Source organism: Chelatococcus sp. GCM10030263, from assembly GCF_042666455.1.
In the GTDB taxonomy this organism is placed as follows: Bacteria; Pseudomonadota; Alphaproteobacteria; order Rhizobiales; family Beijerinckiaceae; genus Chelatococcus.
This window is the reverse complement of record NZ_JBHTDB010000005.1, coordinates 358,817-379,082: the sequence shown is the minus strand read 5'-3', so window position 1 is coordinate 379,082 and position 20,266 is coordinate 358,817. Positions and strand designations below refer to the sequence as shown.

Annotated in this window: 19 protein-coding genes; 18 read left to right on the top strand and 1 reads right to left on the bottom strand. The window is 65.2% G+C overall.

Going from position 1 to position 20,266, the window contains the following annotated elements:
- Position 1 precedes the first annotated feature (1 nt).
- Complete coding sequence (locus ACFQU1_RS12070) at positions 2-1,318, top strand: NAD(P)/FAD-dependent oxidoreductase (protein WP_378132761.1); 1,317 nt, start codon at positions 2-4, stop codon at positions 1,316-1,318.
- 314 nt (positions 1,319-1,632) lie between these two features.
- Here the strand turns inward: ACFQU1_RS12070 and ACFQU1_RS12065 are convergent, their stop codons facing one another.
- The gene (locus ACFQU1_RS12065) at positions 1,633-2,430 is read right to left on the bottom strand and encodes a DeoR/GlpR family DNA-binding transcription regulator (protein ID WP_378132759.1); all 798 of its coding nucleotides are present in this window, start codon (positions 2,428-2,430) and stop codon (positions 1,633-1,635) included.
- A gap of 110 nt (positions 2,431-2,540) precedes the next feature.
- Between ACFQU1_RS12065 and ACFQU1_RS12060 the strand changes: the two genes are divergently transcribed.
- The 17 genes from ACFQU1_RS12060 to phnL all read left to right on the top strand — a co-directional run bounded on the left by ACFQU1_RS12060 (position 2,541) and on the right by phnL (position 20,260).
- The gene (locus tag ACFQU1_RS12060; protein WP_378132757.1) at positions 2,541-4,100 is read left to right on the top strand and encodes an ABC transporter substrate-binding protein; all 1,560 of its coding nucleotides are present in this window, start codon (positions 2,541-2,543) and stop codon (positions 4,098-4,100) included.
- The gene (locus tag ACFQU1_RS12055) at positions 4,100-4,909 is read left to right on the top strand and encodes a metallophosphoesterase family protein (RefSeq protein ID WP_378132755.1); all 810 of its coding nucleotides are present in this window, start codon (positions 4,100-4,102) and stop codon (positions 4,907-4,909) included. Before ACFQU1_RS12060 ends, ACFQU1_RS12055 begins: the two co-directional genes overlap by 1 nt.
- Positions 4,910-4,966: 57 nt before the next feature.
- Positions 4,967-6,238, top strand: coding sequence for a methylaspartate ammonia-lyase (locus ACFQU1_RS12050; RefSeq protein ID WP_378132752.1), 1,272 nt, complete (start codon positions 4,967-4,969; stop codon positions 6,236-6,238).
- A 253-nt stretch (positions 6,239-6,491) separates the two neighbouring features.
- Positions 6,492-8,063, top strand: coding sequence for an ABC transporter substrate-binding protein (locus ACFQU1_RS12045; RefSeq protein WP_378132750.1), 1,572 nt, complete (start codon positions 6,492-6,494; stop codon positions 8,061-8,063).
- Positions 8,060-9,109: an ABC transporter ATP-binding protein gene (locus tag ACFQU1_RS12040; protein ID WP_378132748.1), complete on the top strand. Its 1,050-nt coding sequence runs from the start codon at positions 8,060-8,062 to the stop codon at positions 9,107-9,109. Before ACFQU1_RS12045 ends, ACFQU1_RS12040 begins: the two co-directional genes overlap by 4 nt.
- Positions 9,106-10,098 (top strand): ABC transporter ATP-binding protein, encoded by a 993-nt coding sequence (locus tag ACFQU1_RS12035; RefSeq protein ID WP_378132746.1) that lies wholly within the window; start codon positions 9,106-9,108, stop codon positions 10,096-10,098. Before ACFQU1_RS12040 ends, ACFQU1_RS12035 begins: the two co-directional genes overlap by 4 nt.
- Complete coding sequence (locus ACFQU1_RS12030; RefSeq protein WP_378132744.1) at positions 10,098-11,033, top strand: ABC transporter permease; 936 nt, start codon at positions 10,098-10,100, stop codon at positions 11,031-11,033. Before ACFQU1_RS12035 ends, ACFQU1_RS12030 begins: the two co-directional genes overlap by 1 nt.
- Before the next feature lies 1 nt (position 11,034).
- Positions 11,035-11,913 carry an ABC transporter permease gene (locus ACFQU1_RS12025; RefSeq protein WP_378132742.1) on the top strand — a complete coding sequence of 293 codons (879 nt, stop codon included), beginning with the start codon at positions 11,035-11,037 and terminating at the stop codon, positions 11,911-11,913.
- Between the two features lie 10 nt (positions 11,914-11,923).
- The gene (locus ACFQU1_RS12020) at positions 11,924-13,396 is read left to right on the top strand and encodes an alkaline phosphatase family protein (RefSeq protein ID WP_378132740.1); all 1,473 of its coding nucleotides are present in this window, start codon (positions 11,924-11,926) and stop codon (positions 13,394-13,396) included.
- Positions 13,397-13,544: 148 nt separating this feature from the next.
- Positions 13,545-14,417, top strand: a complete 873-nt coding sequence (locus tag ACFQU1_RS12015; protein WP_378132738.1) for a DeoR/GlpR family DNA-binding transcription regulator — start codon at positions 13,545-13,547, stop codon at positions 14,415-14,417.
- A complete protein-coding gene (locus ACFQU1_RS12010; RefSeq protein ID WP_378132736.1) occupies positions 14,414-15,556 on the top strand; it encodes an alpha-D-ribose 1-methylphosphonate 5-triphosphate diphosphatase in 1,143 nt (380 codons plus the stop codon). Before ACFQU1_RS12015 ends, ACFQU1_RS12010 begins: the two co-directional genes overlap by 4 nt.
- A gap of 35 nt (positions 15,557-15,591) precedes the next feature.
- Positions 15,592-16,089 carry a phosphonate C-P lyase system protein PhnG gene (phnG, locus tag ACFQU1_RS12005; protein ID WP_378132734.1) on the top strand — a complete coding sequence of 166 codons (498 nt, stop codon included), beginning with the start codon at positions 15,592-15,594 and terminating at the stop codon, positions 16,087-16,089.
- Complete coding sequence (phnH, locus tag ACFQU1_RS12000) at positions 16,086-16,706, top strand: phosphonate C-P lyase system protein PhnH (RefSeq protein WP_378132732.1); 621 nt, start codon at positions 16,086-16,088, stop codon at positions 16,704-16,706. The genes phnG and phnH overlap by 4 nt, the downstream gene beginning before the upstream one ends.
- A complete protein-coding gene (locus ACFQU1_RS11995; RefSeq protein WP_378132730.1) occupies positions 16,707-17,816 on the top strand; it encodes a carbon-phosphorus lyase complex subunit PhnI in 1,110 nt (369 codons plus the stop codon). It abuts the gene before it with no gap.
- Positions 17,816-18,709, top strand: a complete 894-nt coding sequence (locus ACFQU1_RS11990) for an alpha-D-ribose 1-methylphosphonate 5-phosphate C-P-lyase PhnJ (protein WP_378132728.1) — start codon at positions 17,816-17,818, stop codon at positions 18,707-18,709. Before ACFQU1_RS11995 ends, ACFQU1_RS11990 begins: the two co-directional genes overlap by 1 nt.
- Positions 18,706-19,503 (top strand): phosphonate C-P lyase system protein PhnK, encoded by a 798-nt coding sequence (phnK, locus tag ACFQU1_RS11985; RefSeq protein WP_378132726.1) that lies wholly within the window; start codon positions 18,706-18,708, stop codon positions 19,501-19,503. The genes ACFQU1_RS11990 and phnK overlap by 4 nt, the downstream gene beginning before the upstream one ends.
- Positions 19,504-19,525: 22 nt before the next feature.
- Positions 19,526-20,260 (top strand): phosphonate C-P lyase system protein PhnL, encoded by a 735-nt coding sequence (gene phnL / locus ACFQU1_RS11980; protein ID WP_378134030.1) that lies wholly within the window; start codon positions 19,526-19,528, stop codon positions 20,258-20,260.
- Positions 20,261-20,266: the final 6 nt, after the last annotated feature.

Sequence of the window (20,266 nt, the reverse complement as noted above, 5' to 3'; positions counted from 1 at the left end):
CATGACCGTTGATGCCGCAATCCTCCACCCCGATTTCAAGCCGGATCCTTATTGGTGGGACGCCGCGCCGCCGGAGACGACGCCCGCGGGCGAAGATCTGCCGAAGGAGGCCGACGTCGTGGTGATCGGCTCGGGCTATTGCGGGCTCAACGCCGCGGCCGAATTCGGGCGCTATGGCAGGCGGGTGGTCCTCCTCGATGCCGGCCCGCTCGGCATCGGCGCGAGCACGCGCAACACCGGAGGCGTGACCGGCGGTCAGAAGATCCTGCTGGCGGGGCCGACCCGGGACATATCGGCCGAACGGCTCGCGTTGATGCTGCGCGATTCGATCGCATCCTTCGACTATGTCACGAGCCTGATCGAGGGCGAACGGCTCGATGCCGGCTTCGAGCGCTGCGGCCGCTTCCTCGCGGCCTATTGCGACCGCCATCACGAGCGTCTCATCCGCCTCGGAAACCTCCTGCGCCAGCATACGGGCGTCACGGTGCGGGACCTCGGCCGCGAGCAGCTCGGCGCCGTCATCGCGACGGATTTCTACTGCGGCGGCATTCTCGTCGAGGATTACGGCAGCCTGCATCCAGGCCTCTACCATCGCGCCTTGCGCAACCGCGCGCGCAGGCATGGCGCCGAGCTCTTCTCTCATGCCGAAGTTGTCGAGCTTGTGCGCGAGGGGCCGCGGCACCGCATCCGCACGCCGCGTGGGGATATCCGCGCGCGCAATGTCGTCCTGGCGACCAACGGCTATACGACGGGCGCATTCTCCTGGTTTCGCCGGAAGCTCATTCCGGTCGCGAGCTACCATATCGCCACCGAGGAATTGCCGCGCGAGACAATTCAGCGGCTGCTGCCCGGCGGGCGAATGGTCTCGGACTCCCAGCGCAATCTCATCGCCATGCGTCCGTCGACGGACGGCCGGCGGATCATCTTCGGCGCGCGCCCCGCCGCCTTCGACCGCGACGAAGGCGTCGCGGCCGGGCTGATCCACCAGACGATGTGCGCAATCTGGCCCGAGCTGCGCGACGTCCGTGTCACCCATTGTTGGCGCGGCACGGTCGCCATGACCTTCGATCGCAAGCCCCATATCGGCGAGCGGGACGGTGTGCTCTACGCCCTCGGCTGCAATGCGAGCGGCGTCGCGATGATGAGCTATCTCGGGCGGGAGATCGCGCGAAGGGCGATGGGCATCCAGGAGCGGCCATCGGCCTTCGAGATGTCCCAGTTCCCGGAGAAGGCCTGGTATACCGGCAGCCCCTGGTTCATCCCCTGGGTCACCGCCTGGTACAACATCAAAGACGGGTTCGATCGACGTTTGGGATAGTTCGTCGTGGCGCCGCCGAATAGCCCCGCGGAGGTCGTCCTCACAGGAAGCAAAGCGAAGTCTCAGTGGCCAGACCGGCAACGGTCAAGATGTGAGGAAAGAACCGGTTTGTTGAGCAATCCCAGATTGCTCGCGCTTCTACATCGCAGCGCCTGTAGCAGATCTATGGAACGCCGTGCTCGCCCTCCTTGATGTCGGGATAGGCGACGCACCCGTTCGGCACGGAAACGCCTGTAACGGTTGCAGTGCCTGCTGAGTGGAGCACGGCCCACTTCCCAGGTCTGCACCTGCGCTCTGTCTCCATGTGGCGTGTCTCACGCCGATGCGATGACCAGGCGAACCTGCCCTGCCGCGAGACGTGCGGGAAACGGATCCGGAGGCCGGCGGTCCGTCACCAAGATATCGATTTCCGAAAAATCTCCTTGGCGATAACGATCGCTGCGGCCGAACTTCGAAAAATCCGCGAGTACCATGCGCCGCCGGGCGCGCCGCCCGAGAATATCGGTGATGGCTGCATGCGCGAGTGTCGGCCCCATTACGCCGTGGTCGGCGTCGATCGCCGCCGCACCGGTGATGGCCAAGTCGAACAGCTTGCCTTCAATAAAACGTAGCGCCTCGGGACCACCCAGAGCGTGAGTGCGGGAATGCAATTCGCCGCCGCTCAGATGCACCTCGTGAGGACCTTGTTTCAGTGCGACCGCGATATCGATCATATTGGTGGCAAATGTTGCCTTGACGGGCAGCCGCGCAAGCCGTCCGGCCAGCGCCAATGTCGTCGAGCCAGCTCCGAGAAAAACGAAGGCACCGGGTGGCACGAATTCGAGTGCAGCTTCGGCGATCACGCCCTTTGCCGCATTGTCCAGACTTATACGCGTCTGAACAGGCGGTAAATCGGGCGGACGCAGAGTGACAGCCCCGCCATGAACGCGGCGCAGAAGGCGGCGTCGCTCCAGTTCTTCCAGATCGCGCCTGGCAGTCTCGATCGAAACGCCGAGTTCTCCAGCCAAGGCGGCGATCCGAACCTCTGAGCTTTCTGCCAGCAGTTCGAGAATGCGGTGACGTCTGGCCGGCCCAAGCATCGATGCGGAAATCCACGGAGCAATGACGCGCATGGTCTCACCTCTCCGCGAAACGGTCAAGAACTGTCTCATTCAGTCAAAATCTGTCACGGCACCTTCATCGCCGCCCCCTAAGCGTAATCGCAACGCATTAGGAGCGAACCATGACCGAACTCTCTCGTCGCACCCTGCTTGCCGCCGGGGTCGGGACCGCCGTTCTAGGAGCAGCGCCGCGGTCGTTCGCGCAGCAGCGGCGTACGATCACGATCGCATCCCAGGCCCTTCCCCCGACTATGGAGCCGATGGACACGCCCGGTACGTCCTCGGTTTGGTATCGGACGCAGTATAACGTCTTCGAAGGACTGCTCGGCCTCGACTTCAAGAACAACATGAGGGTGCGCGGCGCCTTGGCTGAACGCTGGTCGCAGGTCGACGCGCGCACCTGGGAATTCACGCTGCGATCGGGCGTCAAATTTCACGATGGTCGCGAACTTAGCGCCGACGATGTGCTTGTGTCGCTCGGCGACGAGAGGCTCATGGGTGAAAACGCGCCGGGTCGCGCTGCCGCCCGCGGCTTCCTTCCGACCTTCGAACGCGCCGAGAAGGTCGACGACCGGACCGTGCGGTTGATCACCAACACGAATGATCCCGCTTTTGACCGCCGCATTGCAGCATGGGGCGGACAGATCATCAGCGGCGCCGCCTTCCGCGCCGCGCCGAATTGGCAGGCGTGGGCGATGGCGCCCGTCGGCACCGGCCCCTATCGTGTGAGCGAAATCCGACGCGACTACGGGATTTCGCTCAGTCCGCACGACGCCTATTGGGGCGGAAGACCGCCGCTCGGCGGCATCCACTTCCGCGCCGTACCGGAAGCCGCCGGCCGTATCGCCGGTCTTCTGGCCGGCGACTGGGATATCGCCACGGACGTCACGCCGGACGCCATTTCCGAGATCGAGAGCAACCCCGGCTTCAAGGTGGTCGAGGCGGGGTCGAACGTGACCCGCATGGTCGTCCTCGACGTCAAGCACAATCCGCAATTGCGAGACGTCAATTTACGGCGCGCACTCAGTCTCGCCGTCGACCGCCAACTGCTCGTGGATTCACTCTGGCTGGGGCGGACGACCATACCCAACGGATTCCAGTCACCTGCTTTCGGGCCGCTCTATGACCCGGACCGGCCCGGGCCAGCTTATGATCCCGACCGCGCACGCGAGCTCCTTAAAGCTTCGAGCTATCGCGGTGAAAAAATCACCTTCAGGACAACCGGCACCTATTACCTGGTCGAACGGCAGACGACTGAAGCACTCGTCGAGATGTGGCGCGCTGTCGGCATCAATGTCGCGGTCGAATTCGTCGAGAACTACGCCCAATGGTACCGCCGACCTGGGGCCGGCATGTATAACTATTCTTCCGTGATGTTGTATCCGGACCCGCTCTCAGATCTCGTAAGGAACTTTGGGCCAACCGGCGCAGTGCAGAGGATCGAAGACAGTTGGAGCAATGAAGAATTCAATGCGCTCTCCCGTGCGATCGGGAACAGCGGCGAGGTCAACGAGCGACGCCGCATGCTCGGCCGTATGCTGGACATCCTGGAATGGGATGATCCGCCGATGGTGCTCCTGTTCAAACAGAACATGTTCTATGGGGTTCGAGCGGATCTGGACTGGAAGCCGTACCCGGCGCACCAGATGGATTTCGGCCCTGGCAACTTGGGAGCGATCTGATGGGGCGCGCACTCGTCGCACTCCTGTCCGACCCGCACCTGTCGCAGCGTCGCGGCCATACGACGCCGGCCTGGCGGGCGGTCGCAGACCAGGTTGCGGCCGTCAGCCCAAGTGTCGCGATCGTCGCGGGTGATCTCGTTTTCGATGATTGCGACGACGGCGAGGATCACGCCTTTGCTGCCGAAGCCGTGGCGGCACTTGCGCCACAGGTTCTCGTCGTACCCGGCAATCACGACGTGGGGGACAATGTCTCCGATCCGTGGATGGGGCGATCGGTCAGCGCGCAGCGTGTGGAGAGGTTTGTGCGTCTCCATCGCAGTGACCGGTTCAGCATCGATATTGCCGGCTGGCGGGTGATCGGGGTCAACGCCCAACTCTTCGGCACCGATCTACCGCGGGAAGCGGATCAGTGGACGTGGCTGGCCGATGCGGTCCATGACGCCGGCCGCCGACCGATCGCTTTGGTGTGCCACAAGCCCTTCTCGGTCTGGAATGGTTCGGAGGATGACCAGCCGAACTGTGTCGCCAGGGCCGCTCGCGAACGCCTGCAGGCCCTAGCCGGCGCGCGCATCCGGTTGGTTGTTTCCGGACATTATCATCATCACCGCGCCCTCGTCCTCGACGGGGCAACCCATCTTTGGCTGCCGAGCGCGACGATGGTGGGACGCGCAACGCATGGGTTCGGGCCGGTCGGCATTCGTACTCCAGGTTTCGTCGCCCTGAGGCTCGACGGCGAGGATGCCAGCTTCGCCATGATCGCGACGCCTCCGGAATACGCCTTCGATCCCGTTCCGCTCGAGGTGGCGTGACGAAGCATCGCTCCATTAACTTCGGCTCGGTTCTCGGTGGCGGGATGAGGTGACAATATGAAGATTGCAGATGTTCTGTTTGCGAAAGGGTCGGCTGGCCATTTTCACATCGACGCGGCCGCATTGCGAAAAGGCGCGGTTGCGGACGGGTTCTTCTGGAGGGGAGAACCGGTCACGCCCGGGTTTTCGAGGATCGTTCAACCTTCCGAATGCCTCTCAATCATTTTGTTGCTCGACGACGGCCAAGTCGCTTTCGGCGATTGTGTGGATGTCGTCTACGCCGGCTCGGCCGGCCGTGAGCCGCCCTTCGTGCCGGATCAGCACCTGCAGAAGTTGCGCACCGAACTGCGGGATCATCTCGCCGGATGTGATGCGGCCCATTGGCAGACGCAGGCGATGGCTTTCGATCAGCCAGCGGGGCGTTGGCATACCGCCGTGCGTTACGGCGTGAGTCAGGCACTCCTCCATGCGGCATCGCTGGCGCAACGGCAAACGATGGCCGGGCTCATCGCCGACACCTATGGCCTGTCGATGCCGACGCAGCCGCCGGCGTTACTCGCCTGCGCGGGAATGGACGACGAGGAGACGCTGGACCGCCTGATCCTGAAGCAGGTCGACGTGCTGCCGCATGCCTTCGTGACCGACGATGATCGTCATCTCGGTCGCAAGGGAGAGGCGTTGCTCGCCCATGTGGCGAGAATCGCCGCCCGCATAGGCGCCTTGAGCGAACCCGGCTACCGCCCGCAACTCCAATTCGACATGTCGGGCCATCTCGCCCGGGTATTCGATGTCCCCGGCCAGAACCTGATCGATTTTCTCGAGCGGCTGGCCGACGCGGCGGCGCCCTTCGGTCTCCGCATCGAATGTGCGTGGCTGGCGGCGAGTCGCGACGAGCAGATTGACCTCTTCGCGGAGTTGACCGGCCAGATGCGACGGCGCGGCGGCCGGGTCAAGCTCGGCGTCGACGAATGGTGCAACACGCTGGACGATTTCGAAGCTTTTGCACGCGCGGGCGCGGGAGACTACCTCCATATCAAAATGCCGGATCTCGGCAGCGTAACGAACAGCATCGAGGCCGTGAGACTGTGCCACGCGCACAATATGGAGGCATTCCTCGGCGGCAGCGCGAACGAGACGGATCAATCAGCTCGCATAAGCGCCCATATCGGGCTCGCCTGTCAGCCGGAGGTGATGCTGGCCAGACCGGGGCTCGGCGGCGACGAAGGCGTGATGATAGCGCGCAACGAAATGGCCAGAGCGTTGGCTCTCCTCCCTCTCGGCCATGGCCGGCGTAATTCCGAGAAGTTCCAGGTCGATGTCAGGACTTAGGAGAGCTTCTACTACGCGCGCCCAGGCAGCAGCCTCCTAGCAGTCTCTCCTGTCGAAAACGGGAACGGCGATCTCTTGGCGGCACGCAGCGACAACTGCGCCCCATGGTTTGGCAATGCTCGTGACGAGAACCGAAGGCGGCAAATGAAACACACATAAACAGTCAATAACCCAAAATAAGGCATGAAAACGGTCACACCAATGTCATTCACCCCGCCTAGCTTGCCCGCGAATGTAAGACGCGGAGGTGCAGATGGCTGAGTTTTCGATGACGCGGCGGCAGGTCGTCGCGGGAGGCGCCGCGAGCGGACTTCTCGCGGCCAGCTCCGTCCCCGGGCTGGCGCAGTCGGAGGGGCGACGCCGCCTGACCGTCGCCATGTCCGGCTTCCCGCCGGCGGTGGAGCCGGTGCTCTTCAACCACACCGCGACGCGACGCGTCGTGCCGCAGATGTTCGACACGCTGATCGCCTTCGATCACGCCAAGGATATGGCGCTTCGTCCGGCGCTGGCGGAGCGTTGGGAGAGGATCGACTCGCGCGCCTTGCGCCTCCATCTGCGCAACGGTGTGCGCTTCCACGACGGCAGCCCCTTCACGGCCGAAGACGTAGCCTTTTCCTTGGGTCCCGATCATCTCTTCGGCCCCGGCAAGTCGGGACGCTCCATCGCGATGCAGACGCTCGACACCATCGAGCGCGTCGAGGTGATCGATCCCCGCACGGTCGTCCTCCACGCCAAGGGCAACGACGCGCTGCTCGAACAGCGCCTCGCCGCCTGGGGAGCGGAGATCGTCGGCAAGCGCGCCTTCGAGACCGCTGGCTCGTGGGAGAAATGGACCGCCGCGCCGGTCGGCACGGGTCCCTATCGGATCGTCGGCCAGAAGCTCGACGTCAATGTCGTGCTCGCCGCCCATGACGGCTACTGGGGCGGGAAGCCGCCGTTCTCCGGCATCGAGTATCGCATCATTCCCGAGCTCGCCTCACGCATGAATGCGCTCCTGGCGGGTGAGGTGGACATCATCACCGACGTGCCGCCCGACCAGTTTCCCGACATCGCGCGCCATACCGATCTCGAAGTCAGCGGAGGCGCCGTTCAGAACATTCGTTTTCTCTGCATCGACCAGACCGCTCCCATCTTCAGGGATCCGCGCCTGCGCCGCGCGTTGAGCCTGGCGATCGACCGCAAGCTCTTCGTGGAAGCGCTGTGGGACAATCGGGTGCCGGTGCCGAACGGCTTTCAGATGCCGAGCTTCGGCGACGGCTATGTCGCCGACTTCCCAGCACTCGCCTACGACCCTGAACTCGCGCGCCAGCTCGTCCGCGAAAGCGGCTACGATGGTGAGCCGATCACCTACAGGCTGCTGAGCAACTACTATACCAATCAGGTCGCCGGCGCGCAGACGATGATCGAGATGTGGCGGTCCGTCGGCCTCAATGTCGAAATCGAGATGATGGAGAACTTCGCACAGATCCAGCGTAAGCCGGTGCATGCGATCTACGACAGCTCGTCGACGGCGATCTTCCCCGACTACCTCGGCCAAGCCTGGCGCGAATTCGGGCCGAACGGAACCCTGCCGAAGCAGGTCGGCATCTGGCAGAACGAGGAGCATTTCGCGCTCGGCGCTAAGCTGAGGGACACCGTCGATCCCGGCGAGCGGCGCAAGCTCATCCGGCGGATGCTGGAGATCATCCACAACGACGATCCTCCTTGCGTGATCCTGCACGTGTCCGGCCAGTTCTACGGCAAGCGCAAGAACGTTCCGTGGATTCCCGGCCAGACGCTCGATCTCGACTTCGGTCCGTTCAACCGGGCCTTCTCCCGGACATGACCTTCAACCGAGGGGCTACGGCGGTGTTTTCCGACAGCGGCGCAACAGCCGCCGCTGCACGCCCGCCGCTGGTGGCGATCGAAAACCTCACCGTCGCCTTCGATGGCGTGCGCGCGCTCCACGGTATCGACCTGACGGTGGCGCGCGGCGAGGCGATAGGGCTCGTCGGCGAGTCGGGTTGCGGCAAGTCGGTGACCTGGCTCGCCGCGCTCGGTCTCCTGCCGAAGAAAGCCGAGGTATCCGGCAGTGTTCGGCTGGACGCTCAGGAGCTCATCGGAGCGGCACCGGCCGTATTGGACAAGATCCGAGGTGGACGCATCGCCATGATCTTTCAGGATCCGGCGAGCGCACTCAACCCGGTCATCCGCCTCGGCCGCCAGGTCGGCGAGGCTCTCGCTCTCCACCGCGGGTTGTCCGGTGCCACGGTCCGCGCCGAGGCGAAGCGCCTCTTCGATCTCGTCGGCATTCCGGATGCCGCACGCCGGCTCGAAGCCTTTCCGCACGAGCTCTCCGGCGGCCAGAACCAGCGCGTCATGATCGCCATGGCGCTGGCCGGCGAACCCGATCTGCTCGTCGCCGACGAGCCTACGACGGCGCTCGACGCCACCATCCAGGCCCAGATCCTCGAATTGCTCACCACGATCCGCCGCGAGACCGGCATGGCGCTGGTGCTGATCAGCCACGATCTCGGCGTCATCTCCGAGACATGCGAGCGCGTCTGCGTGATGTATGCTGGCCGCATTGTCGAGACAGCGCGCACGGAGGACCTCTTTGCCCGGCCGCTGCATCCCTACACCCAGGGGCTTCTGGCGGCGCTGCCACCGCTCGAAGGCATGCGCCGCAGGCTGGCGGCGATCGAGGGCAATGTGCCGGAGCCCTGGAACCTCCCGGCAGGCTGTGCCTTCGCGCCGCGTTGCCCACGCCGGGCGGAGGCCTGCAATCACGCCGTCCCGCCGCTCGTCGAGAAGGCGTCCGAACGCCTCGTCGCCTGCGTCCGGATAGCCCCGAGCCACGCCGCCGGGCGGCCGGAGCCCGTCTTCGCATGAGCGTGCCGTTGCTTCACCTGCGCAACGTCTCGCGGCGTTATCCGATGCGGCGCGGCCTCCTGGGGCGAACGGTCGATGTCAGGGCCGTCGACGGTGTCTCGTTGACGGTCGAGCGTGGCCGCACGCTCGGCCTGGTGGGGGAATCCGGCTCGGGAAAATCGACAACCGGCCGACTCGCGCTGGGGCTGGAGGCGCCCGACGCCGGCGATGTGCTTTTCCAAGGCGCTCCGCTGCCGCCACCCGATTCGCGCGAATGGCGCCGTCTGCGGTCGCGCATGCAGATGATCTATCAGGACCCGCTCGGTGCGCTGGACCGGCGCCTGCCGATTATGGAGCAGACGCGCGAGCCTTTCGACGTGCACGGTCTTGGCGAGCCGAAGGACCGCGATGCGATGGCGTTGGCGCTGCTGCAGTCGGTCGGCCTGCGCGCCGACCAGGGCCGGCGTTACCCGCACGAACTCTCCGGTGGTCAACGCCAACGCGCCGTCGTCGCCCGCGCGCTCGCTACCAAGCCCGACCTCCTGGTCTGCGATGAACCAGTCTCGGCGCTCGACGTCTCCATCCAGGCGCAACTGATCAACCTGTTCGTCGACCTGCAGCACGAGTTCGATCTGAGCCTGCTCTTCATCAGCCACGACCTAAAGGTCATTCGCCAGGTCAGCCACCGCGTCGCGGTGATGTATCTCGGACGCATCGTCGAGGAGGGCGAAGCCGATCTCCTGCTCCAGGCGCCGGCCCATCCCTATACCCAGGCGCTGGTCTCGGCCGCGCCGATGCCCGGACGGCGCAGCCGGCCGCGGATCGTGCTCGAGGGTGATCCGCCGAACCCCGCCGCGCGCCCCTCGGGCTGCGCCTTCCATCCGCGCTGCCCTGCGGCACGGGCGCGCTGCAGGGTCGAGAGCCCCGCGCTCCTGCCGCTGCCGGATGGGCGTCGCGCCGCCTGTCATGTCGCGCATGACGAGCCTCGTCTGTTGAAGGCCGCGGGTTGATGCTGCGCTTCGTCCTCATCCGTCTCGGTCGCGCGTTGCTGACGGTTATGCTCGTCGTCACCTTCGCCTTCGTGGTGCTCCGGCTTTCGGGTGATCCGGCCCTCCTCATCATGGGGGTCGAAGCATCGCCGGATGCGATCGTCGCCTTCCGCAAGGCCTGGGGGCTCGACGATCCGCTGTGGCTGCAATACCTCAACTATTTCACCGCGATCGGACAGGGCGAGCTCGGCCTGTCGATGCGCGACGGTCGGCCGGCGCTCGATCTCGTCCTGGAGCGCATCCCCGCCACGCTGGCACTGACCATTCCGGCCCTCGCGTTGAAGCTCGGCATTGGTGTCCCGGCCGGCATCTATGCCGCTCTGCATCGTGACAGCCCGATCGATCGCATGGTCATGGTGACCGCGGTTGCCGGCTTCACCGTGCCGAGCTTCGTGCTCGGCCTCGTGCTGGTCCTGATCTTTTCGGTGCAGCTCGGATGGCTGCCCTCCGGCGGACAGGAGGGCTGGCGTCACGCCATCCTGCCGGTGCTGACGCTCGGGATCGGCGGTGCCGCCGTGCTCGCCCGCTTCACCCGCAGCGCCATGCTGGAGGTGCTCGGTCAACCCTACATGCGCACGGCGAGTGCCAAGGGCGCGCCGTGGGCCGTCGCCATACGTGGCCACGCCCTGCCCAATGCGGCGATCCCCATTGTCACCATCATCGGCTTCATGGTCGGAAACCTGATCGCCGGGGCGGTCGTGGTCGAGAGCGTCTTCTCCTGGCCGGGCATCGGTCGCCTGCTTGTCGTGTCCGTCGCGAGTCGCGACCTCGCCGTGGTGCAATGCATCCTGCTGCTCGTGGCAGTCACCATGGTGACGTCGAACGTCACCGTCGATCTGCTCTACGGCGCACTCGATCCACGGCTGCGCCACTCCGCCGGAACCGGGAGGCATTGAGATGGCCGAGATCGGCGCGAACGCACGCATGGTCGCTGCGCCGGATCGGACGATCCGGCGCAAAGGCGGCAGCCGTATGCCATTCCTCGTCTGGGTCGGTCTGGGCTGGATCGCCTTGATGATCGTTGTAGCCGTGGGCGCGGATTTCATCGCCCCCTACCGGTTCACCGCCTACGACCTGCGCAATCGATTAGCTGCGCCTTTTCATCCGCTGCACTGGCTCGGCACGGACGAACTCGGCCGCGACGTGTTCTCGCGTCTTGTCGTCTCGATCCGCATCTCGCTGCTCGTCGCCTTCGGCGCGACGCTGATCTCGGCCGGCTTCGGCACGCTCATGGGGTTCCTCGCCGCGCATTTTCGCGGGTGGATCGAGCAGATCGTTCTGATGCTCACTGATTTCCAGGCGGCGATGCCCTTTCTCATCCTCGCCCTCTCGGTGCTCGCCTTTTTCGGCAATTCTTTGCCGCTCTTCATTGGACTAATGGGGCTCTATGGGTGGGAGCGCTATGCGCGCATCGCGCGAGGTCTCGCCGTCGCAGCTGGCGCGCAAGGCTATGCGGGAGCGATCCGCCAGATCGGGGCGAGCCCGCTGCGGGTTTATCTGCGTCACGTCCTGCCCAACATCGCCTCGACGCTGATCGTGTCGATGACGCTGACCTTCCCCGAGATCATCCTGATGGAAAGCGGGCTTTCCTTCCTCGGGCTCGGTGTCCAACCGCCTATGACGAGCCTCGGCAATATGGTCGGCTACGGACGCGAATATCTCACCCGCGCGCCGTGGATCATGCTCGCACCGGCGCTGACGATCGTCATGTCGACGCTCGCCGTCAGCACCGTCGGCGACTGGCTGCGCGACCGCCTCGATCCCACCCTGCGCTGACGAGATCCCGATGAGCCAGACCAGTTCCACCGACCGCGTCGTCATCTGTGTCTTCGACGGCCTCCGACCCGATTTCGTCACGCCAGAGCGGATGCCGAACCTCGCCCGCTTCGCCAAGGGCGGCACCTGGTTTCGGGAAGCCCGCAGCGTCTTCCCCTCGCTGACGCGCCCGGCCTCGACGTCGATCGCGACCGGAGCTCCGCCGCGCCTCCACGGCGTCGTCGGCAACGGCTTCCTTTATCCCGAAGTCACCGCGGAGCATGTGCTGGACCTCGGCAGCCTTGCCGATGTCGGGCTCGTCGAGCGGCGCACGGGCCGGCGTCTCGTCGATGCGGACACCTTTGCCGATGTGCTCGCGCGTGACGGGCGTCGCATGGCCGTCGTCCATACCGGCTCCGCCGGTGCCGCCTACGTCATGAACCCGCTCGCGGCACGCCATGGGCACTGGACCTTCTCGATGCATGGCAGGGATGGCACCGTCACGCCGGACGCGGTCGACGAGGTCGTTGCCCGCTTCGGTCCGCTGCCCCCGCGCGAACTGCCGCGCTTCGCCGAGATCGACTACGCGGAGCGCGTCTTCCGCGAGCACGTGCTGGAACGGCTGAGGCCCGACGTCGCCCTAGTCTGGTTCAACGAGCCCGACACGTCCTTTCACTACCGCTTCCTCGGGTCGGACGAAACGCTGAGCATCGTCAAGGCGGCCGACGAGGCCTTCGGCCGGATACTCGATTGGATTGCGGCGCAGCCGGATGCCGATCGCTATACGGTGATCGCCGCATCCGACCATGGGCAGATCACCATGTCGGAGACGTTGCCACTCTTCGACCTTCTTCGCGCCGCGGGCCACGCGAACCGACGCGCCGACGAGCGGATGCTCGCGGGCATGCAGATCGCTCTGACGGACGGCAATATGGGCGAGATCCGTATCCTGGAGGGCGGCACTGCCCGACGCGACGCAATTGCGCGCTGGCTGATGGACCAGGACTTCCTCGGCATGCTGTTCTCGCCGGGCGGTAATGGAGTCGAAGGCGAAGTTCCCGGCAGCTTCTCCCTCTCGCTCGTCGAACTCGACCATTCCCGGGCGCCCGACCTCGTCTATGTGCTGCGCTCGCAGGACGGGCCGGACGCCTACGGCTATCCCGGCGTCGGGATCGTCACCGAAGGAACCTTGCCGGTCGGCGGTGGCATGCATGGCGGGCTCAATGCGAACGAGCTCAATACCGTGTTGATCGCGCGCGGCGCCGGCTTCACCGGCGGGGTTCTCGATCCGCGAGCCTGCGGCATCATCGACATTGCTCCCACAGTCCTCGCCGCGCTCGGCCTGCCGCCGCCAGAGACGATGACCGGCCATTCACTGCTGGCGCCGGTTCCCGAGCCGTGCGTCCGCCAGGTCCATCAAGTCGGGAATGGCGGCTTCCGGCAGCAACTCACGAGCGTGCAGCGCGGCGCTTCACGCATCCTTCTCGAGGGTGGCCGTGTATGAGCCGATCGTCACAGACGTCGAAAGCGAAAATAACTCACCAAAACGCACAAAAAACAACATAAACACACGAATGTTCATATCGCTGTCATATTTGCAGCAGAAGTAGAGACGCGCGACCCGTCCGTCGCACGTAGCGAAAGGAGCGGCCATGGCCGGCCGAAGCGGTTCCATATCGCAGGGCAAGGGAGGAACGCTTCTCAGTGCGGAACGCCAGCGCAGCATCCTCGAGCTGATCAACCGCGGTGAAATCGTCTCCGTCGGCGAAATCGCCGAACGGCTCGGCGTTTCGCAGGAGACGATCCGTCGCGACATCCGCAACTTGGAGGAAGCCGGGCATCTTCGTCGCGTTCACGGAGGAGCGGCGCCGATGAGGACCATCGATCTGACCGCTCGTCGTCCGGTCGCCGAACGCCTGCGGGTCGACCGCCACGCCAAGCAGCTGGCCGCCAAGGCGGCCATGCCCCTGTTCGAGGACGACATGAACGTCTACCTCGGCGCGAGTTCCACCATGCTCCTCGTCGCCGAGGAATTGGCACGCACTGACAAGGCGCTGACGATTACGACCAATATGATCGACATCGCCACCGTCATGGCAGCGTCGGGCCGTTGCACGGTCACGCTGCTGGGTGGAGTCGTCAACCCGCAGACGCGAACCGTCGGAGGGTTCGAAGTCTTGAAGAACCTGGAGCTCCGGCTGTTCGATCTGTGCGTTATGGGAGCGAGCGCCATCACTCCGATGCACGGCATCCTGGGCCCAACGATGACCCACAACGTGCTGGTGAGGACGCTCTGCTCACGATCCCATCGCATCGCCTTCGTCATGGACAGCGCAAAATTCGGCCGGCGTGATGCTCACCTCATTCTGCCGCTCGAGGAGGTCGACCTTCTCGCCACCGATACACCGCCGCCTGGGGATCTGGCTGCCGCGCTGGAGAAAGCGGGTGTTACGGTGCTCCTGCCGAGCGACGGGCAATCCAAGACCCCGGACGTCATCAGTCTACCGAACGTGGAAGACAAATGAATACGCGTCTCGTCAACGCTCGGGTTGTTCACGAACACGCCGTCGCTCAAGGTGACCTCGCCATTTCGCATCAGGTTTTCGCCGATACACGTGGCGCTCCCGGTACGGCAATGAGCGAGATCGACTGCGAGGGCGACTTCCTCATCCCCGGGCTCATCGACATTCACACGGACCATGTCGAGCACCACGTTCATCCGCGGCCGGGAGTGACATGGCCGTCGATGCTCTCGGCGGCGCTCGCGCATGACTGGCAGCTCATCGGCAGCGGCATCACCACCGTCCTCGATGCGCTCTCGCTCGGCGACTACGACAGCGGCGGCGAGAGGACGCGCATGCTCGACGCCATCATCCGCGCCCTCACCGCCGGCCGGTCCGCCGGTCTGTTCAAGGCGGATCACTATTTTCACTTCCGCTGCGAATTGTCGGATCCGGGGCTGCTGGCGCTCGTCGAGCGTCATATCGACAACGGCAGCCTGCGGCTGGCGAGCCTCATGGATCACACGCCCGGTCAGCGCCAATGGCATGACCTCGCGCTGTTCCGTGAGTTCCGGCGCAAGAAGAACGCGCGGATGTGGACCGACGACGAGTTCGCACTTTACCTGGCCGAACGCCTCGAACACCAGCGGCGACACGTCCCGCCGAGCCGGGCGCGGATTGGCGAGCTCTGCGGCCTGCGGAACGTCCCGCTCGCCAGCCACGACGACACCACCGCGACGGATGTGGAGGAATCCCGCGACAATGGCATCACCATCAGCGAATTCCCGACGACGGTCACAGCCGCGCGGCACGCACGTGCATGCGGCATGAAGATCGTCATGGGAGCGCCGAACGTCGTTCTCGGCCGTTCTCACTCGGGCAATATCAGCGCGATCGAACTGGCCGAGGAAGGGCTGCTCGATGTTCTGACTTCCGATTACGTCCCGGGGAGCCTCCTGCAAGCCGCCTTCACGCTCGCGGCACGCGGCTTTGATCTCGCTCAGACCATCGCCATGATCTCCGCCAATCCGGCCGATCTCATCGGCTTCACTGACCGTGGCCGCATCGCGCCGGGGCTGCGCGCCGATCTCCTGCGCGTGCGGTTGTTCGAGGGCGTGCCCGTGATCCGCAACGTTTGGGTCGCCGGACGGCAATGCTTTTGAACAACATCGACGATTCCGCGCCCGATGGACAGACAATGACGAAGAGACCGACTGCGCAGCCGCTGGAGCCGATGGACGCCTCCGGAACCGCCAATGCCCGCTCCGTGTGGATCGGTGTGATGTCGCGAGCGCGACGAAGCGACGTCGAGGCGCTGGTGCCGGACGACATCGCCAGCCTTGACTTCGAGTGGCTGCGGCGACCGCAAGTTGGCCTGGTCATGGTGCGCGGGCGCGCAGGCGGCACGGGAATGGTGTTCAATCTCGGCGAGATGACGGTGACGCGCTGCTCGGTGCGGCTCGCCGACGGAACGGTCGGCCACGGCTATGTGCAGGGGCGCGATCACAGACACGCCGAAATCGCCGCCAAGCTCGATGCTCTGCTCCAAAACGACCACCGGCGCGAGGCCTTGCTGGCCGGCGTGATCGCGCCGCTCAGCGCGGCCGAGAACGAACGGCGCCTCGACCGCAGCCGCAAGGCCGCCGCCACCAAGGTCGAGTTCTTCACGATGGTGCGCGGAGAGAATTTGGCATGAGCCTTCCCGTTTCAGCCTCCGGGTCCGCCGATGCCGGCCTGTTGCCGGGCTTCACTGAACCGGTCTTCGATGCACAGACTGTGTTCCGCGCTGCGATGCGGGCAACGGCCTATCCCGGGCGGGTCGTGCCACTCGGCCGGGAGCTGACCGCACCGGTCCCGTTCAACCGGGCGACGGCGGCGCTTTGCCTAACGCTGCTCGATCTCGAGACGCCGCTCTGGGCCGACCCCGGCGCACGCGCGCCGACGCCACGCCGATGGCTGAGCTTCCATTGCGGTGTACCGCTCGTCGATCAGGAGCGCCGGGCGCGGTTCGCCATCTCGACCGATCCGGCCACCCTGCCCCGCTTCATCGATTTTCATCCCGGAGATGTCGAATATCCCGACCGCTCGACCACCCTGATCGTGCAGGTTCCCTCGCTCACCGACGGGCGCGCGACAAGCTGGACCGGGCCGGGGATCAAGGGCAGCATCGCGGTCCGCATCGCCGGACTGCCGGACTGGTTCTGGCCGGAGTGGGAGCTCAACGGGGAGCTTTATCCACTAGGGATCGACGTATTCTTCACCTGCGACAACGCCTTGATCGGCTTGCCGCGCACTATCCGTGTGGAGGCTTGAATGGCCTATGTCGCCGTCAAGGGTGGCGAGGAGGCCATCCTCAACACTCACAGGCTGATCGCCGAGACGCGCCGCGGCGATTCATCGGTCGCGGAACTCACTCTCGATCAGATCAGCGAGCAGTTCGGCCTCGCCGTCGATCGGGTGATGACCGAGGGTTCGGTCCATGACCGCGAGCTCGCTGCGCTAGCGCTGAAGCAGGCGCAGGGCGATATCGTGGAGGCGGTGTTCCTTCTGCGCGCCTATCGTACGACCCTGCCGCGCATCGCCTTCTCCGAGCCGATCGATACGTCCGCGATGGCGGTCCGCCGACGCGTTTCGGCGACCTTCAAGGATATTCCCGGCGGCCAGGTGCTGGGGCCCACCTACGACTTCACCCATCGGCTGCTCGACTTCACGCTCGCGGCCGGCGGCGGCGAGCGGGACCGGGCTCCCTTGTCGGCCCCCTTGGCCGACGAGCCCCTCGCTCCGGCCCTGCCGCGGGTCATCGATCTCCTCGGCGGCGAAGGCCTCATCGAAGAGGAAACGGCCGAGGGCCAAGCCGAGGTATTCGACCTCAGCCGTGAACCGATGCGGTTCCCAGCTGGCCGCGACCAGCGCTTGCAGAATCTCGCCCGCGGCGACGAAGGCTTCGTGCTCGGCCTCGCCTATTCGACCACCCGCGGCTATGGCGGCGCCCATCCCTTTGTCGGCGAACTCCGGCTCGGCGAGGTGATGGTCGAAATCGTGCCCGAGGAGCTCGGTTTTGCCGTCGCGGTGGCCGAGATCACCGTAACGGAATGCCAGATGATCAACCAGTTCCGCGGCACGGTCGACAGGCCGCCGCAGTTCACCCGCGGCTATGGGCTGACCTTCGGCCATTGCGAGCGCAAGGCTATGTCCATGGCCCTGGTCGACCGGGCGCTCCGGGCGCGTGAACTCGGTGAGGAGGTGCGCTATCCGGCCCAGGACGAGGAATTCGTCTTGTCGCATACGGACAATATCGAGGCCGATGGCTTCGTCACCCATTTCAAGCTGCCGCACTACGTCGATTTTCAGGCCGAGCTTCAGCTCGTTCGCCAGTTGCGTGCCGAGCGCGAAGTAGAACAGACAAGAGAGGCCGCCGAGTAATGTTCGGAACCAGCGATACTCCCGCCGGCGGCGGCTACAACTTCGCCTATCTCGACGAACAGACCAAACGGATGATCCGCCGGACGCTGCTGAAGGCGCTGGCAATCCCGGGCTACCAGGTGCCGTTCGGCGGGCGCGAGATGCCGCTCGCCTATGGCTGGGGCACCGGCGGCATTCAGGTGACGGCCTCTATCATCGGCTCCGACGACCGGCTGAAGGTGATCGACCAGGGCGCCGACGACACCACCAATGCCGTCTCGATCCGCCGCTTCTTCAAGACGGTGGCGGGCGTCGCGACGACCGAACGGACCGAGGAGGCGACGATCGTCCAGACCAGGCATCGCATCCCCGAGACCCCGCTCGTAGAAGAGCAGATCCTCGTCTATCAAGTGCCGCAGCCGGAGCCCTTGCGTAAACTCGAGCCGCGCGAGACGGAGACGCGCAAGATGCACGCCTATGCCGAATACGGCATCATGCAGGTGGCGCTCTACGAGGACATCGCCCGCTTCGGCCGTATCGCCAAGACCTATGACTATCCGGCGATGATCAACGGCCGACACCTGATGTCGCCGTCGCCGATCCCGAAGTTCGACAATCCGAAGATGGAGAACTCCCCGGCGATCCAGCTGTTCGGCGCCGGCCGCGAGAAGCGCATCTATGCCATCCCACCCTATACCACGGTCAGGAGCCTCGATTTCGACGATCATCCCTTCGAGGTCCAGACCTGGCAGAACTCCTGCGCCCTCTGTAGCTCCACCACGTCCTATCTCGACGAGGTGATCACCGATGACCGCGGCGGGCGCATGTTCGTGTGTTCCGATACCGACTTCTGCAACCAGCGACAGGCCGAGACCGCGGCGGCCGGCAAGCTGGTCAAGGAGGCGGCACGGTGACTGCACTCCGCAAGCTCGCGTCGAGGCCCGCGCTAATCGCGGTCTCCGGCCTGTCAAAGTCCTATGGCACCCAGGTCGGCTGCCTCGACGTGTCGTTTTCTCTAAGGCCGGGCGAAGTACTCGGGATCGTCGGCGAGAGCGGCTCGGGCAAGTCGACCCTGCTCGCCTGCCTTGCCGGGCGGCTCGCACCCGACACCGGCACGATCGTCTACGACATGAAGGAACGCGGCCCAACCGACGTCCTCATGCTATCTGAGCCCGAGCGACGGCAACTCGCCCGCACCGATTGGGGCATCGTGCATCAGAACCCGCGCGACGGGCTCAGGATGGACGTCAGCGCGGGGGGCAATATCGGCGAGCGGCCGATGGCAATCGGCGCCCGCCACTACGGCCAGATCCGAACCGAGGCACAAGACTGGCTCAGGAAGGTCGAGATCGACGTGTCGCGCACGGACGACAAGCCCAAGACCTTCTCCGGCGGCATGCAGCAACGCCTGCAGATCGCCCGCAATCTCGTGACCCGACCGCGTCTCGTCTTCATGGACGAGCCGACTGGCGGCCTCGATGTGTCGGTGCAGGCGCGGCTGCTCGACCTCCTGCGCGGCCTCGTGCGCGAACTCGGCATAGGCGCGATCATCGTCACCCACGACCTCGCCGTCGTGCGCCTCCTGGCCGACCGGCTGATGGTGATGCAGCGCGGCCGTGTGATCGAGGCGGGGCTCACCGACCAGGTGCTCGATGATCCGCACCACCCCTACACCCAGTTGCTCGTCTCGTCGGTTCTGCAGGCCTGACCGGCGAAGGAGAACCAATCAAATGACCTTGCGACTTCATGCTCGCGGCCTTTGCAAGACCTTCATCCTTCATGCTCAAGGAGGGACGGAGCTCCCGGTATTCAAAGGAATCGAGCTCAAGGTGGCTTCGGGCGAATGTGTGTGCCTGCATGGACCGTCTGGCTCCGGCAAGTCGACGCTGCTGCGCTCGCTCTATGCCAACTACAAACCCGATGCCGGCGAAATCCTCGTGCGCCACAACGGCACCATGGTCGACCTGCTCGCGGCCGAACCATGGGAAGTGATCGAGATCCGCCGCCGCACGATCGGCTATGTCAGCCAGTTCCTGCGCGTCATTCCGCGGGTGCCGACCCTGGACATCGTGGCTGAGCCGGCGGTCGCGAGCGGCATTCCGGCCGAGGACGCCCACGCCATGGCGCGTGCCCTGCTGTCGCGGCTGCGCATTCCGGAGCGGCTGTGGTCCCTGGCGCCGGCAACCTTCTCCGGCGGTGAGCAGCAGCGGGTCAACATCGCCCGCGGCTTCATCGCCGACCGTCCGATCCTGCTGCTCGACGAGCCGACCGCCTCGCTCGACGCCACCAATCGGCAGACCGTCATCACACTGATCCATGAGGCCAAGGCCCGTGGTACCGCCATTGTCGGCATCTTCCACGACGAGGAGGTACGCGAGGCGGTTGCCGATCGGCTGTTTGACGTTGGCAGCCGACCCAGTGGCCAATCACCTCCGGTTTCCCGGCCGGCGGAGGTGCCCGCGTGATGCAAG

What these genes read in the sequence shown, in the direction of transcription:
- ACFQU1_RS12015 (WP_378132738.1), top strand. Translation starts at nt 13,545, where the DNA reads ATGGCCGGCCGAAGCGGTTCCATATCGCAGGGCAAGGGAGGAACGCTT.
- ACFQU1_RS12025 (WP_378132742.1), top strand. Translation starts at nt 11,035, where the DNA reads ATGGCCGAGATCGGCGCGAACGCACGCATGGTCGCTGCGCCGGATCGG.
- ACFQU1_RS12060 (WP_378132757.1), top strand. Translation starts at nt 2,541, where the DNA reads ATGACCGAACTCTCTCGTCGCACCCTGCTTGCCGCCGGGGTCGGGACC.
- phnL (WP_378134030.1), top strand. Translation starts at nt 19,526, where the DNA reads ATGACCTTGCGACTTCATGCTCGCGGCCTTTGCAAGACCTTCATCCTT.
- ACFQU1_RS12035 (WP_378132746.1), top strand. Translation starts at nt 9,106, where the DNA reads ATGAGCGTGCCGTTGCTTCACCTGCGCAACGTCTCGCGGCGTTATCCG.
- ACFQU1_RS12030 (WP_378132744.1), top strand. Translation starts at nt 10,098, where the DNA reads ATGCTGCGCTTCGTCCTCATCCGTCTCGGTCGCGCGTTGCTGACGGTT.
- ACFQU1_RS11990 (WP_378132728.1), top strand. Translation starts at nt 17,816, where the DNA reads ATGTTCGGAACCAGCGATACTCCCGCCGGCGGCGGCTACAACTTCGCC.
- ACFQU1_RS12070 (WP_378132761.1), top strand. Translation starts at nt 2, where the DNA reads ATGACCGTTGATGCCGCAATCCTCCACCCCGATTTCAAGCCGGATCCT.
- ACFQU1_RS12020 (WP_378132740.1), top strand. Translation starts at nt 11,924, where the DNA reads ATGAGCCAGACCAGTTCCACCGACCGCGTCGTCATCTGTGTCTTCGAC.
- ACFQU1_RS12040 (WP_378132748.1), top strand. Translation starts at nt 8,060, where the DNA reads ATGACCTTCAACCGAGGGGCTACGGCGGTGTTTTCCGACAGCGGCGCA.
- ACFQU1_RS12045 (WP_378132750.1), top strand. Translation starts at nt 6,492, where the DNA reads ATGGCTGAGTTTTCGATGACGCGGCGGCAGGTCGTCGCGGGAGGCGCC.
- ACFQU1_RS12065 (WP_378132759.1), bottom strand. Translation starts at nt 2,430, where the DNA reads ATGCGCGTCATTGCTCCGTGGATTTCCGCATCGATGCTTGGGCCGGCC.
- ACFQU1_RS12050 (WP_378132752.1), top strand. Translation starts at nt 4,967, where the DNA reads ATGAAGATTGCAGATGTTCTGTTTGCGAAAGGGTCGGCTGGCCATTTT.
- ACFQU1_RS12055 (WP_378132755.1), top strand. Translation starts at nt 4,100, where the DNA reads ATGGGGCGCGCACTCGTCGCACTCCTGTCCGACCCGCACCTGTCGCAG.
- phnH (WP_378132732.1), top strand. Translation starts at nt 16,086, where the DNA reads ATGAGCCTTCCCGTTTCAGCCTCCGGGTCCGCCGATGCCGGCCTGTTG.
- ACFQU1_RS12010 (WP_378132736.1), top strand. Translation starts at nt 14,414, where the DNA reads ATGAATACGCGTCTCGTCAACGCTCGGGTTGTTCACGAACACGCCGTC.
- phnG (WP_378132734.1), top strand. Translation starts at nt 15,592, where the DNA reads ATGACGAAGAGACCGACTGCGCAGCCGCTGGAGCCGATGGACGCCTCC.
- ACFQU1_RS11995 (WP_378132730.1), top strand. Translation starts at nt 16,707, where the DNA reads ATGGCCTATGTCGCCGTCAAGGGTGGCGAGGAGGCCATCCTCAACACT.